This window comes from Microbulbifer sp. Q7, from assembly GCF_001639145.1.
Lineage (GTDB): Bacteria > Pseudomonadota > Gammaproteobacteria > Pseudomonadales > Cellvibrionaceae > Microbulbifer.
The window spans coordinates 38670-52009 of sequence record NZ_LROY01000002.1; the positions used below are offsets into that span (position 1 = coordinate 38670).

Consider the following 13340-nt stretch of genomic DNA (forward strand, 5'->3'; position numbering starts at 1 on the left):
TAGTTGCCTATCAGCGAAAGTCATTCAGGCCCACAAAGGTGCCGCCATTGCGGTAGGTCAGTTCACGCATCAGGGCGGCAAAGCGCAGACCCGTGGTCTGCAGGTGTAGTGGGCGAGAGAACTGAATGGGGAAGCCGATCGCGTGAATGCGGACCATGCGCTGGTCCTCCCCGCGTTGCGCGTTCACGCGATCCACTGCCATCATGACGTTGCGGATGGACTTGCCGGTGAATTCATCGCCGAGTACGTAAATACTGATTTTTTTGTTCGGATCGTAGAAGGTGCGTACCGCTTTCTGGATGCCTTCCACGGGGCTTGAATTACTGAACGGATTCCATGAGCGGAGGCGGGACAGTACCGCGTCCCGACGCCCTGGGGTGTCGGGGATCCAGCGATTGCGATAGTTGGAAAACATATAGTCCCCCATATCGTTCATCACCTGGATACCTTTCACATTGGGGTACAGGTTCAGGGTGTTGACCATCTCCTGGATCATGCGATCCCAGCCGTAATTAAACATACTGCCCGAGGTGTCGATGATAAACAGGATGTATTCGCTATCCACTGGAATGCCACCAATGACATTGTTTTTACGCTGGTAATTTTCCCCGAGCAGCCGTTTCATTTCGTCGGTCATACTCTGCAGCGCAATCGTCAGCTCGCCCTTGAGTTTACCTTCCTCGCTTTCACTCTCGGTCTTGCGCGCATACTGAGCCTGCAGGGTTTCCAGTTCACCCTTCAGTTTAGCGATGCGCTTGGTTTCGATATCCAGCTGCTCTTTTTTGGCGTTCAGATCGCGGTTCAGTACGGAGGTTTCCCCGCGGATTTCCGCCAGCTGTTCCTGCAACTCCTGAACTTGGCCATCCAGATCCAGCTCGGCTTCCTCCAGCACGATGGGTTCCACCGTCTTGGCGATCATCAACAGCAGTACGATGGCGCCAAACCCACAGCAGATGACGTCGAGGAACGAGATGCTGAACTCTTCTTGTTGCCGTTTGCTGCGTCTACTCATGGCCAGTCCTTGGAGGGTGCTAGGAATGAACCCTGGGTTTCCATAGCCAGTTTCCAGTATTCACTGGCGGCGAAGGGATCGCCTTCCATGGGAGCCAGGACCACATTGACGGGAATACTTTTGGGCAGGGCTTTTACCGCCTTGCGGAACAGCTTCAAGCGGTCCTTGCCGGAAATCGTATTGCCCCGAGGGGCCTTCATGCCCTGGGTGGGCAGCCCATCGGTAATCAGGATGATGTTGTCGGGTAGCGGCGACATGCTGTTCACCGCATTGAAGATTCGCTCGAGACTGGTACCGTTCTCGGGCACGATGGTGTCAAGGGCCTTGATGGCATCGTCCATCTGATCGCGATCGTCCACGTTCAGCCAGCGATCCTCGGAGCCGACGAGGGCGGCGCGGAACTCGGTATTGAAGGTGTAAATCTGGTACTGGCTATCCTGCGGGAATTGCGACACCAGCCAGGAAACGGTCTGTTTGGCACGTCGCCACTTTTCGGTATCCCGCTTTACCGCATCGGACATGTTGCGCGTGCGAATTACCTTGATCAGCTCGTCGCCGAGCATGCTGGCAGAAGAGTCCAGCAGAATCAGGATGCGATCACCGCCCAAGCGCAGGCCGGTGAGGTATTGCCGGTCGCCATCGCCGACAAATTTGCGCACGTTGTTACCCAACTTTTTGTTTTCAGCCTCCAGCTGCTTCTTGGCCTGCTCCAGTTTCTTGAGCTTCTGTTGCAGGCGGGCAATGTCCATTTCGTCTGTGGTGCTGTCGACCTCAGCGATATTGCCTTTTACCTCTTCAATCTGCTCCATGATGCGTCGTGCCAGGCCCTGCACCGTGGCCAGTTCATCGCTGGTGGTGTCCAGGGTGTTGCGGGCCAGGACCAGGTGCTCTTGCCCGAACTGGACTTCCTCTTGCAGCAGGTTGACCTCGGCAGCCAGATCCTGGTTTTCCGCCTCGATATCGTGGTCGGAGCCGTGCTTGATGATCAGGAAGATCAATGCAACGGCACCGAATCCACAGGACATGATGTCCAGAAACGACAGGCTGAAGGCTGAGAACCGCCGGTTTTTACGCGCCATAATGTTCCACGCTGATCGCAGTAATTACGTCTTCAAGATTGGCCGCGCCGATGCGGTCACCTGCGGTGAGATTCACCGGCGCAGAAATTTCTTCACCGTTCAGCATCAGCTGCGCACCGGCATCCACGCGCAGTGCCAGGCGACCGGCGTGATTGGTGATGGTGGCGGCCGGGTGCGTGGGTGGCGTGGGCGTGATGTTGAGCTTGCCCTCCTGCCAGCTGACAAACAGCGGTTGCTGTGCGGCCAGGGCCCGATGGCCAAAGAGCAGGTGCGTTGCGCCAGCCTCCGCCGCAGCATTGACCTGTACGGCAACCTCGGTGGCCGGTGCCGCACTCAGCGCATTGACGAGCCGCAGTTGCTCGCTTTCGCTGTGGATTTCCTGCCAGTGCTTTTCCGCCGCCTGTGCCACCGCGTTGTGCGGCAGCAGGTGTATACGCTCGGCCAGCTGCGCGCCCCCAGGAATTTCCGCCCAACGGTGCGAGACAAATACAACGCTGTTGGCTTCACTGAGGTTCTCAATCATGGCGCGAACCCGGGAGAGAATCGGTATGCTCGCGTCCTGCAGTTGTCGCAGGCTGACTTTGGCGGTGCGGTCATCGAGTTCCGCCATGACTTCGCCCTGGCGCATCGCGCGGGCGATCCACTGTGGCAGCATGTCGTACAGCTGTTGCTCGGATTCTGCCGAGTGCAGCGGGTCAAACCGGCACTGCATGATGAAGGCATCGGTAAACATGCGGGCCCAGGCTTCCTGGAAGTGCTGGAGCCCTGCATCGGTTACGGTTTCCGCGATATCCAGTTCCGCCTGCTCGTGTACCACAACACGGCTTACCAGAGTCTGGTGTCGGTGCAGTTCGATATGCAGGTGTACACCCCGTGGAGCGCAGCTGCTGATACATGCGGCTGCGGCATCCACCAGAGAGATAGCGTTGAACGGGCTCTCTTTGATGACACCCAGCAGCAGGGCCAGCTGTTCACGGGTGAAGTTGCCGGGCACTGCGAGGGCGACCTCATCCGGCAGGTCGCATAGTTCGGCGATATGCTGGAGGTGGCAGAACGCCAGGTCCGCGTGATGGCGGCAGCCCGGGTTGTCGGACTTGACCGATTCGAGACTGAGTCGACGCCAGAACTGGTGGTTGATCTGTGTGGGGTGGCTGCGCGCACGCATCAAGGCGGCGGTGCCTGTGACAATTTCCTGATCATTGACAATGGCAACCCCCGGGCTTTCCAGCACTTCATTGTTGCCGACAAAAACCCGCAGACCGCAGTCGTTGATATCCAGTACACCCTTGCTCATGGAAGCTCCTGTTTTCCCTGTTGCGGCTGGCCACTTCCCTGGTCAGCCTGCGTTATGCAGTGATTCGTGATCCGGACGCGTAACCGCGTGAATCTGGGCTGTTCTGCGTTAGCCCACTTTCAAGAAGCGCAGTAGTTTGTTGTCGCAATAATTCTGGGTGTCCAGCACCAGGCGTTCCTGCATGAGTTGCAGCTGGTGAGTGAAGAACATGATGACGATGCTGATGACCAGGGCGATAAAGGTGGAGTTGAACGCGACACCGAGGCTTACGGTCACCCCGGCTATGTCGCCTTCCACGGCGCGATGGGCCTGCGCTAGTGCTTCACCGATACCGCGCACCGTGCCGATAAACCCGATAGAGGGGATCGCCCAGGTGATGTAGCGCACCATCGCCAGTTCTGAATCCAGCCTATCGCCTTCGGTATCACAGACCTCTTTGACCGAATTGGATACAGCGGCCACATTGCGTGTGGAACCGAAGCGTTGCAATGCAGTGAGCAGGGCGCGAGGTAGCAGGAAATTACGCTCTTCCTCTGGTAACGCCTGTATCGGTCGCGACAGGTCGCGGGCGTCTTCCGGCAGAATGGGTGTTCCTTCGCTCACGTTCAGTAGTGCCTGGTCCAGCAGTTTGCGTTCGCGAAAGCCGCGCCGCGCTTTCAGTCCCATGATGGCCATGGCCCACAGCATGAGTACGAAGCAGGCTTCCTGTTCGTAGTCGCGCATCACGATGTAGATCGATCGCTGTTGTATGTAGGTCTCGCCGGCTTCTTCCCGTGCCATTTGCTCGGCGATCAAGGCATCGGCGTTGGGGCGGATGATGGCCACATAGATGGCATGTACCAGGATGATCGCCCCGAGTAGGGCAAACAGCTGGAAGACGAAATCTGAAGACTTGAATTTCATGGGTTTTCCCGCTTTTTTGTAGGGCCATTCCATTGGCGATGGGCCCGGATATTGCTCTGACTGTGCCTGTTGAATATGCGATCTTGGGTTTAGATGTCCACCGGGTAGGAGACCGAGAGGTCTTCCGAAATTTCTTCCGAGGCTTCATAGCCATCGGCGCTTTCCGCACTCTGTGCCTTGATCTTGGGTGTTTTTTTACTGACCGGTTTCGGTGCGGGTTCCGCAGCCTTGACGCTGACCGGTTGTGCGCTCGCTTCCGCCTTACTGGTGTCGCTATCACTGGCTTCGCTTGCGGAGTCAGCGGCGACCTGAGCGGCTACCGAACCAGCAAGTGCGGTCAGTAGTGCGAAAGCCAATACCTGGTAGCGGGAGCGGGTAAAACACTGTGTAAGTTGCATCGCTGTGCCTCGTCAGTAATTGCGTGATTCCACGCAGGCCATGACTTCAGTTCACCCACCGGGCTACGCGGAACCCGATATCGTTGCGTGCCTCGGCACCATAGTCCCGGTACGACAAACGTAATTCTGTGAGCCCAGCGTGTTTCCAGCTGGAGCCCCGAACCACGTGATAGTCGCCTTCCTGGGGGCCCACCGGGTTCTCTTCCCGTTTGAGGGACAAACCGGTGCCAATGGTGTAGAGATCGTGAATCCATTCAGAGACATTGCCGCCCATATCGAACAGGCCAGTGTGGTTGGGTGCGAAGCTGGCTACGGGGGCGGTGGCCGGATAGCGGTCGTTGTAGGTGCGAAGTACGGCTGGGACTATCTGCCCCGCGCTGCTATCGGCGTAATTTCCGGAGTTCTTGCCCACCGGCAGCGCATTGCCCCAGGGGAACTTGCGCATGGCACCGCGTTCGAAGCGCGCGGCCCAGGCCCACTCCGCTTCGGTCGGCATACGGTACCCATTTGCACTTGCGTCAAAGCCCACTATGCGTCCGCGTTCGCTGCGGTACACCTCTTTGAGCCCGTCCCGTGCACTTAGCCAGTTGCAAAACAGGGCGGCATCATTCCAGCTGATATTCACCACCGGCAGGTTATCGTTATCCAGGCTCACCCCATTGGCATGGCTGGAATTGTGCATCCGCTGGTAACGGCGATATTCGCGGTTGGTCACTTCGGTCGCGCCGATATAGAACGGCCGGGTGAGTGCAATCTTGCGCATGACTTCATTGGCGCGGCGGCCCTGTTCACGGCGGGACGACCCCATGGTGAACTGTGCATTGGGACGCATCAGTAACATTTTGCCGCCGGCACCGTGGGTGATTTCAGCGGGTATGCCACTCCAGCGTGCCTGCTCACCGGTGAGCAGTACGGCCCGTACCGACTGTTTCAGCTTGCTGGATGGCACGATGGTGGTGGAGTAGTCCTCATACCCGGGTTTGCGCACGGTAATTCTGTGGCTGCGGGTGGGCAGGGTGAAGGTCTGGCCGGCAACACCGGCCAGTTTGCCGTCGATAAATACCTGCGCTTCTGCTGGATTACTGGTGATGGAAACCTTGCCGAATACGGCGGTCAGCTCCACGTTCATATCCCGCTGGTCACCCGCGCGGACATCGACGGTACGCTCGACGGTACTGTATCCATCGAGGAAAAAACGCAACTCATGTCGGCTGTTGGAGGCCAGTTCCAGATCGATGGGCGCCTGCCCGCGGTACTCGCCATTGACGGTGATACTGGCACCCGGCGGATTGGTCACCACGCGCAATGTGCCGTCGGCAGCGTTGAGGTCCACCGTGGCCAGGGTCTGGTCGACCCCCGCGGTGACGGGTACCTGGATTTGTGCGGTCTTGTGATCCGGCAGGGAAATATCTACCAGTCGATCTCCCTGCACCAGCTCGGCGGTCAGCGGGGTGGTGCCCAGAACCCGGCCTTCCACACTGACGGTTGCGCCTGCCGGGTTACTGGTAATGTACACGTTGGCCCAGGCCGGGCGCAGTGTTGCAGAGAGCGTTTGTGTGTTGTCCAGTCCTTCAATCTCAACTTCCTTGCTGAAGGGCAGGTAGCGCTCGGTGAGAATGGTGATGCGCTTGCGGCCGGCGGGAATGGACGCGGCCAGACCGTCCGTGCTGCTCACTTCCGCACCGTTCACCAGGACGCGCACGGGTACCGGTGGGTCGGTTACCACCTGCAGGTGGCCCGGCAAGCGTTCCAGCTTCACTGCGTGGCGACTGTTGCTGTCGCTGCTCACTTCGACCTCACCAGTGCGCGGGAGATAGCCGGTGGCACTGATGGTGTAGTTGTAGTGACCGGGTAAAACCAGATGGCCATCGCCCAGGGGGAGGGCGAGACCACTGACCGATACGTCGGCATCGGCAGGCTGTGTTTCAAAAATGAGTGAGCGGGCGACCAGCAGGTAGACCAGCATCAGGGCGCCCAGTAGCAGGCAGCTGGCGACCACAATTGCTTTCGGGGTAAGTAGCAGTTTTCTGCCACCGGTGGTAACCGGGGCGGGGGTGAATCCGATGGGTTGAATGACGGATGCATCTTCGCTTGCCGGCTCGCTGTCGCGAACGGGTACCGCTTCCTTGGCTGTCATTTATGATGTCCTGTTACTGCGTACTTATTGATTTTTACGTAGCTGGAATCTCTGCTGCCGGGCGGTGTTGTTGCATGCTTGTCACATTCTTGTCGCATGCGTTACCTGTCCGGCCCGGGGCTTGCTGCCAGAGACAAAGCCGCGCATTTCAGCTTAGCCCGCTCTCGCGCTTGCAGCCGGAGCGGGGGCGTTTTTGGCGTAGCTTTCTCCGTTTTACCGATACCAGGACGACAATTTCGTCCATTGCCCGTCACCGGCTCGGGGCCAGCGCGCAAGGGCGAATTTCGGTTGCGGAAGGTGGGCGGGTAGTCAGAATATTCTGGTGCGACCCGCGGACAGCCTGGCCGTAGGAGCGGCCAAAGCTGCGTCAAAAACGGCTACGTAAAATTCGGATGATTTCCGACGTCGCTTAGTTTTTGATCTGCCCGCGGGCAAAGGGTTTCACCGATCAGGATTTATTGGCGCTGTTAATTTTTTCTTCGCACTCGATGGTCACTACGGGAGACTCCGAGGACGGATCCACGATCAGTTCGCGGCGCACATCCCGATAGCCTTGGCGTGTGCCCACCACGGTATAGCGCCCGGGTTTCAGTGCAATTTCCCGTTCTGAGAAATTCCCCAGCCTGCCTACGTGGTAAATGGTCACGTTGGTGCTGGCATCGGACTGCAGCAGCACGGTAATCGGGATCAGGGACTTCGTGAGAGCCGATTCCAGTGCCTCAATCTGTCCCGTGAGCCGTGGGGTACTGGTTCTGAGTGCGCGGGCATCGGCCAGTACCTTACGCGCGTACTGATTGCGTTTGCTCTGCCCGAGTGTGAGGGGGTCCTCCAGTAATTCCTGCAGCTGGTCATCCAGTTTCGCGCGCGCCTGCGAGCGGGCCTTGCCGGTAAGTGCTTCTACCAGGCTGCTGTCTTCGGCGATTAAGGCACCATATTTTTCCGCGGCCTTGTGCCATTGCTCGCTCTGTTCGTGCTTGGCGGCGGTGGCAAACAGTCGGTCGATGCGCGCCTTGGCGAGCCCGTTTTCCGCCTGGGTAATACCGATGTTCGGGTCTCTGGCATCCGGCTTCAGCGTGCGAGCCTTAACGAAGTGGGTCCTGGCCTTGGTGAATTCATCGGCGGCGATAGCGGCATAACCAGCGGACATGGCCTCGCTGTAGTCGCGTTCGAGAATGGCTGCGTTGACCGCTGGCAGAAGTGCTTTGGCGGGGGCCGTTTCCGGGTCCAGGTTCAGGGCGGTTTCCAGTGCCTGCTTCGCGGTGTCGAGGGCATTTGCTTCAAAGGCCTCTTTGCCCGCGACCACATGCGGCCACACTTCCGGCAACTGTTCCGCGCGGGCTTTGCCCGCGACCCCGCGCGGGTGGTCCTCGGAGATCGTCAGGGCGAGGTCAAAGGCTTTGTGGGCGGCTTCGGCATCACCGGCATCCAGCGCGCTATTCCCGTCTGCCAGATGTTTTTCGATTCGTTCTGGAATGCTATCCCGCACTGCCTGCATACCGGACAGCGCCTGGCGGTATTGCTCCAGCGCCTGCATGAATTTGCGCTGGCGGTAGATGCCATCGGCATTTTCGGCGAGCGTACGTGCGGCGAAATAGTCCTCGGCGGCCCAGGTTTCCACCTTCCGCTCCAGCAGTTCTTCCTGCAGCTGCAGAATCTCCTGCAATATCTTCTGCACTTCACGGCGTTGGGCAGCAATTTCCGCCTCGGTAAAGGGGGATTCCTGGACTTGCTTTACGCTGGCTTTTGCCGGTGTGCTGGCGGCCGTGGTGGTGGCGGCGGGAATGACTGGCTTCTCAACCATCTGGGGAAGTACCCAGAAGACGCCGACCAGAGCTGCCAGCATGCCGCCGCCGAGGATAACCGGGGCCAGCTTGCCGCTGCCTGACGGCTTTTTGTCTGCCGTATGCGCCGCCGCCGGATCTCCCGGCTGCTCGCCGTTGGCGGTGCCTCCGAAGGAGAAATCGGCAGGCTGAATGATGGACTGGTCTTCCGGTGATGGATCGCGGTGTTGCATGGTAATTCCGCTATGTTTGCTGTTATTTTCGGTTGCCGGCCAGCGCTAAAAATTGAGTGGCACGGCCGGCCAGGTAGAGACGAATCTGGAACACGATGGTGAGCGTGTTAAATATCGCTCATGCCCCCGGTTTCCACTTCGTAAATTTCCTTGAGCAGTTCGCGCCACTGGCGGTACTGGTTTTCCACAGAACCGGAAAGCGTTACGGTGCGATCTTCCAGCTCAACGATGCGCGGTTCTACCTCGGCTTCCATTGAGTCACCGAGTTCCTGCAGCGCCTCGATGTGCATTTTGGCTTCGGAGCGGCGGTCGAACCCGCTTTTCACCAGGTAACCACCACCGGCCACGGCCACGTTGCCAGCCTGGCGCGCTGCGCCACCACCGGCACCGGCAGCCGCAATACCACCCACGATGGCGGCGACGCCCATGATGGTGTTATTGCGCGCTTTGCGTTTCAGTTCACGCATCTGCTTGACCTCTTCATAACTCATGGCACGCCACTCCTGATAGGGCGTCTCCATGCTTTTTACAAAGGTGTCGTAGTAGCCCTGCAGCGTATCGACAAACAGATAGTCGCGTTCGCGGACCCGTCGAATACGCATCAACATCGGGTCGTTGTCTGCGGGCAGTGCACTGAGCTGGTAGAGGCCATCGTCGTCCTGCACCAGGTAGCGATCAAACGCACCGGGCGAAAAGCTTTGCGCAAATTTGATTTCAGAAATCGTGCGCAGCTCGGCGATGTATTGACTGGACAGGCGCTGTCGGTAGGTCAGCATGTCATTGGAAATACGGTTGTAGATACCCTGGAACGCATCGCCTTCGGTCGGGTGTTTGCGATCGTACGCATAGTGGGAGGCGTGCTCGGTGTATTGCTTGGTGAACCACACCTGACCGCGGGAATCCGTCACGGTAACGTCTACCGTCAGGGTTTCACCGTCGGACTTCACGATGGTGCCCGCCACGGTGACATCGATATTGGTGCGCTCGCTGGGAATCACGCGCACCGCGCCCCAGCCCTGGCTCGACTGCAATGCATCGGCGAGCGTGACCGCAAGGTAGCGGGATTCGGCGCGGCGTAATTCCGGAAACACCAGCTCGTCTTCCTCTGGCTCTTCTTCCTGGTCAAGCCCGGTATTGAATTGCACGATGCCGACATCCAGCAGCCGGTTTTCGGCGATGGCCGCGTCTTCAACCGTGAGCGGCGTATAAGCGGTCGTGCGTACCTCGGTAGTGGTGCAGCCCGCCAGTGTCAGCAGGCCCATGACCAGCGTGCACAGGGTTGTGCGTGTGTGTGAGAAAAACATGTCACTACTCTCCCTGATGAATGTTCATCTTCATTTCTGTGATTTTTTATATTTCCGATACTCTTCCCAGAGTCGCTCCTGCAATTCCGGATCAGCCTCGCGCATGGCGGCCTCGCGAATCTGCCGGGCAACTACATCGTCATCGTCACCGCTGGGGATGTCTGCCGGAACCACGGCGGCGGTGTTGGTGTGGTTGTACTCACCTTTGCGGCCCCTGGTTGGCAGCCCCGGTCCGGTGGCCTGCCCGCTGGAATTATTTTGCTCCGGTCCGCTGCCACCCTCGCCGCCGCCAGAGGGCGGAGGGGCAGGCAGTTCGGCCTCGGCAGACTGGATCAGGTCTTCCAGAGACTCGCCGGGCGGTACCTCGTTCTCTGCCGCTTCCTGTTCTTCCGCCGAGGCGGGGCGATTGCGCACGTAATCCCGCTCGCGCAGGATCATGCCGTCGTAACTGGCCATCGTGGATTCAAACTGCCCTTCGAGATCCGCTACCCGCTCTGCAGAACTGGCGGGAGCCTCGTTGGGTGCCGGGTTGCCCCCGCTGGCCGGGCTCCCGGCACTGGAAGCGCTGGCGGGCGCACCGCCACCGCCGGGTTGTCCGCTCGCAGATGCACTAGCCTGTGCGCCACCCTGGGCGCCGGAAGGGGAACTGCTGGATGCGCTACTGGGGGCGCCACTGCTGGACGCACTGGCAGAGGCGCTGCTGCTGGAGGCACTACTGCTGGAGGCGCTGGAAGAACTGGATGAGGCGCTGCTCGCGGTCTGCTGCTCTTCGGAAAAATCGATCTCGTCCGGTGGCTCGCCCTCGCTGTTGGAGGAGGGGTCTGGTGGCATGCGGGTTTCCTGCGGGCGCTCATCGGAGTCGCTGTACACCGGCGTCGACGGGTTTCTGCTGGCCGTGGGGTCTTCAGCGCTGCTGCTGGCCTGGCGCGAACGGCGATCGGATTCTTCGCCGGAGTCTGAGGCGGTACTGGATTGCTCACTCGAGCGGTCCGCTGACTCAATACTGGGGAAGGAGGTATTCGGCTGCGCAGGGCTGCTGGCGGTGGACATGCTCGGGCTGCGGCTGCTGCTGGGTGAGCTGGGCGACGGCATACTGCTGGCCGTGGACGGGCTCGGCTTCGACTTGCTGGATGACGAGCTTGACGACTGCGACTGTGATTGGGACTGCGACTGCGACTGTGAAGCACTGGACTGTGACTTCTGCTGTGGCTGCGCCGGCGGTTGCTGTTGCGTCTGCTGGTTTTTGCAGCCGCTTATCACCGCCGACAATACCACCACCGACGCCAGCGATTGCCAGCGCCATCCAGTGGCGCAATTATTTGTCTTGCCGGTTTTTTGCGTAAACCGCTGAGCGATCGTCCGTAATGCCATGAGCTATCTCCTGATGCGTTCACGGGCCGCAGCGAAATCGCGGCGACCCGTCTTGCTCCTTGTCTGTTCGACAGCTTTCTTTCAGCGGGGTTTGATTGGCAGAACCGATTTGCTGCCAGTTTTTCCCAATGCTGAAATCAAACTTACTTCGCTACATCAGTCGAACACGGTGTGTTGTTTCCTCAATTTTTCAATCGAATACGAATCGTTGCACGATGCCGGTGGTGGCCACCGGTTCACCGTTCTCGAACCGGGGGCGGAACTTGGCCCGTTTGAGCACGTTGCGTACCCGCGAACGGATGCTCACTTTGTCTTCCGGTCTGGCACTTAAAATCTGAATGTTGCGCGCCTTGCCGAACGCCGTCACATCATAAGAAACGGTGACATAGGAATTGGCCAGAGCCTCACGATCTTCGTCCAGCAGCGGCAGAGTCGGCAGTGCCGCCGGGCGGCCGAAGATCTCATCAATTTCTTCATTGGTTGCGCCGTTGTCCCACAGTGCCTGATAGGCTTCGCCATAGGTCTCGCGGGCGGAATGCCATTTGTTGAAGATCATGTACCAGTCACCCAGCTCCACTTTGGCCTTTGCCGATGCCGCCGGTGGCGAAGACGGGTTCTTCTGGTAGACGTCCATGATTTTGGTGATTGCGGTTTTACCGGAGCTGAAACTGTTCATCCGGTAGTGATCCAGCTGCGCGCGACGCTCTGGCGTGCTGTTGCCGCTACCGGCAAAGCCCGCATTAATGACAATGGCTTCCTGAGGTTCACCGGTGTAGGTGGCCAGGTAATAATTTGTCGCCTTGAGGCCACGCAATGCCTCGACCATGCGCAAGTCATTGGCACCAAAGTTTTGCGAAATAATATCGACGGCCAGGGCGTAGAGGTTGGTGGCATTGATCAGGTGCTCAAACAGCGTCGCTCCTTTCTCATCGATATAGGCCTGCAGGTGCCAGTTGCTCAACTGGTTGATGATCGGCAGCATGCGCGGATCTTTTTCACCGTAGTTTTTGGCATGTAACCAGAACAGATATTCGTGGTTGTCGTTGGCCTCTTCCCATTGATTGAGGGCGATTTGACTCTCAATCATACGTTCGATCATCGGCACCTGATTGAGTGAGTAGAGCCCTTCATTCACCCGGTTGATCAGCATGGCACGGCGAAATTCGGAGATGGCCTCTTCGTGATTCCCGCTGCGCTGCAGAGCGCTGGCGAGCCCCATTAATTGTTCGTCGATACCGGCACCGTAGGCGCCGTGCTCGGCTTCCATGTCTTCAATGCGCCGGCGATAATCCTCGGCCGCTTTCGAGGGGCGGAGCTGTCGCTTTGGTTTTTCCAGCGGTTTGGATGCCGCTTCTATATAAGCTGCTGGAGGAGCCTTGGCGTTGTCGAGGGCCGAGTCTAGGGCGGAGATTTCTTCCGCCGTAACAGAGCCACACAGCAGAGCTGAGGCTGTAAACATCAAGCCGATAGCAATTGCGTTGCTGGTATCTGTCTGTGTCACGGTTGAACCACTTCCATTGCATGTTGTTCCTGACCCGTCTGCAGCCATTTGGGGGCTGGGCTGACGAGCTCGAAATCCGTGCGACGCGATGATCGTCCGGTGCGCACTTGCGTGTGTGCGCTAACCCCGGTTGCACGGAACCTCTCTCCCTGACGTGTGGTTCGTTCACTTTCCTGCCGGTTACCCGGTGTGCTGTCGATTGTCGACGCTGGACTCTGGTGGCGCGGGAATTTATTGGCCGTAAATTGGCACTGCGTTCCCTTGCAATTGGCGTTCACCGTCCATGTAGTTTCAGTATAGCCAACGAATTTTCGCCCCCTGCTTCCA

11 protein-coding genes are annotated in these 13340 nt (G+C 58.7%); 1 reads left to right on the plus strand and 10 read right to left on the minus strand.

Annotated features, from left to right (window positions below; genetic code table 11):
• Positions 1 to 10: 10 nt before the first annotated feature.
• From AU182_RS05875 to AU182_RS16405, 9 genes are all read right to left on the minus strand, one after another.
• Complete coding sequence (locus tag AU182_RS05875; RefSeq protein WP_066962335.1) at positions 11 to 1012, minus strand: vWA domain-containing protein; 1002 nt, start codon at positions 1010 to 1012, stop codon at positions 11 to 13.
• Entirely contained in the window at positions 1009 to 2091 is a 1083-nt protein-coding gene (locus AU182_RS05880; protein WP_066962338.1) for a vWA domain-containing protein, read from the minus strand. The genes AU182_RS05875 and AU182_RS05880 overlap by 4 nt, the downstream gene beginning before the upstream one ends.
• Positions 2081 to 3385, minus strand: a complete 1305-nt coding sequence (locus AU182_RS05885) for a hypothetical protein (RefSeq protein WP_066962341.1) — start codon at positions 3383 to 3385, stop codon at positions 2081 to 2083. The genes AU182_RS05880 and AU182_RS05885 overlap by 11 nt, the downstream gene beginning before the upstream one ends.
• A 108-nt stretch (positions 3386 to 3493) precedes the next feature.
• Positions 3494 to 4288: a MotA/TolQ/ExbB proton channel family protein gene (locus AU182_RS05890; RefSeq protein ID WP_066967552.1), complete on the minus strand. Its 795-nt coding sequence runs from the start codon at positions 4286 to 4288 to the stop codon at positions 3494 to 3496.
• Between the two features lie 89 nt (positions 4289 to 4377).
• The gene (locus AU182_RS05895; RefSeq protein WP_066962343.1) at positions 4378 to 4686 is read right to left on the minus strand and encodes a hypothetical protein; all 309 of its coding nucleotides are present in this window, start codon (positions 4684 to 4686) and stop codon (positions 4378 to 4380) included.
• A 46-nt stretch (positions 4687 to 4732) separates the two neighbouring features.
• Complete coding sequence (locus tag AU182_RS05900) at positions 4733 to 6823, minus strand: PEGA domain-containing protein (protein ID WP_066962346.1); 2091 nt, start codon at positions 6821 to 6823, stop codon at positions 4733 to 4735.
• A gap of 448 nt (positions 6824 to 7271) precedes the next feature.
• On the minus strand, positions 7272 to 8837 hold the full coding sequence (locus AU182_RS05905) for a hypothetical protein (protein WP_066962349.1): 1566 nt from the start codon (positions 8835 to 8837) through the stop codon (positions 7272 to 7274).
• A 107-nt stretch (positions 8838 to 8944) separates the two neighbouring features.
• A complete protein-coding gene (locus tag AU182_RS05910; RefSeq protein WP_066962352.1) occupies positions 8945 to 10141 on the minus strand; it encodes a hypothetical protein in 1197 nt (398 codons plus the stop codon).
• A gap of 30 nt (positions 10142 to 10171) precedes the next feature.
• Entirely contained in the window at positions 10172 to 10597 is a 426-nt protein-coding gene (locus tag AU182_RS16405; protein WP_153039141.1) for a hypothetical protein, read from the minus strand.
• Position 10598: 1 nt separating this feature from the next.
• Between AU182_RS16405 and AU182_RS16410 the strand changes: the two genes are divergently transcribed.
• Positions 10599 to 11492 (plus strand): hypothetical protein, encoded by an 894-nt coding sequence (locus AU182_RS16410; protein ID WP_153039142.1) that lies wholly within the window; start codon positions 10599 to 10601, stop codon positions 11490 to 11492.
• Between the two features lie 210 nt (positions 11493 to 11702).
• Here the strand turns inward: AU182_RS16410 and AU182_RS05925 are convergent, their stop codons facing one another.
• Positions 11703 to 13013, minus strand: a complete 1311-nt coding sequence (locus AU182_RS05925) for a hypothetical protein (protein ID WP_066962362.1) — start codon at positions 13011 to 13013, stop codon at positions 11703 to 11705.
• Between the last annotated feature and the right edge of the window lie 327 nt (positions 13014 to 13340).

Excerpts from the sequence above, each read along its gene's own strand:
- AU182_RS05880 (WP_066962338.1), bottom strand. The coding sequence starts at position 2,091 with ATGGCGCGTAAAAACCGGCGGTTCTCAGCCTTCAGCCTGTCGTTTCTG.
- AU182_RS05885 (WP_066962341.1), bottom strand. The coding sequence starts at position 3,385 with ATGAGCAAGGGTGTACTGGATATCAACGACTGCGGTCTGCGGGTTTTT.
- AU182_RS16405 (WP_153039141.1), bottom strand. The coding sequence starts at position 10,597 with ATGGCCAGTTACGACGGCATGATCCTGCGCGAGCGGGATTACGTGCGC.
- AU182_RS05905 (WP_066962349.1), bottom strand. The coding sequence starts at position 8,837 with ATGCAACACCGCGATCCATCACCGGAAGACCAGTCCATCATTCAGCCT.
- AU182_RS05900 (WP_066962346.1), bottom strand. The coding sequence starts at position 6,823 with ATGACAGCCAAGGAAGCGGTACCCGTTCGCGACAGCGAGCCGGCAAGC.
- AU182_RS05875 (WP_066962335.1), bottom strand. The coding sequence starts at position 1,012 with ATGAGTAGACGCAGCAAACGGCAACAAGAAGAGTTCAGCATCTCGTTC.
- AU182_RS05895 (WP_066962343.1), bottom strand. The coding sequence starts at position 4,686 with ATGCAACTTACACAGTGTTTTACCCGCTCCCGCTACCAGGTATTGGCT.
- AU182_RS05890 (WP_066967552.1), bottom strand. The coding sequence starts at position 4,288 with ATGAAATTCAAGTCTTCAGATTTCGTCTTCCAGCTGTTTGCCCTACTC.
- AU182_RS05910 (WP_066962352.1), bottom strand. The coding sequence starts at position 10,141 with ATGTTTTTCTCACACACACGCACAACCCTGTGCACGCTGGTCATGGGC.